The organism is Pseudomonas peli, assembly GCF_050563605.1.
Taxonomy (GTDB): Bacteria; Pseudomonadota; Gammaproteobacteria; order Pseudomonadales; family Pseudomonadaceae; genus Aquipseudomonas; species Aquipseudomonas peli_A.
The window spans coordinates 1-262 of record NZ_JBNXUH010000407.1 but is presented as its reverse complement, the minus strand read 5'-3'; the positions used below and the strand labels follow the sequence as shown (position 1 = coordinate 262).

Below are 262 nucleotides of genomic sequence, written 5' to 3'. Positions count from 1 at the left end.
GCGGTGTACTGAGCAGCTTTCAGCTTGCGCAGGGTTTCCGATACGTCACGAGCGATTTCGTTGGAGTGGATTTCAACGGTCTTGATCACGCCTTCCGGGTTGATCAGGAACTGTCTCTTATACACATCTTCCGAGCCCACGAGACGAACTAGGCGGTGTACTGAGCGGCTTTCAGCTTGCGCAGGGTTTCCGATACGTCTCGAGCGATTACGTTGGAGTGGATTTCAGCGGTCTTGATCACGCCTACCAGGTTGATCAGGAA

The 262-nt window shown here is 53.4% G+C and carries 1 pseudogene; it reads right to left on the bottom strand.

The features are described from left to right. Positions 1-110, bottom strand: a pseudogene (locus tag ACQ4LH_RS22120) (peroxiredoxin); the annotation flags it as partial. Between the last annotated feature and the right edge of the window lie 152 nt (positions 111-262).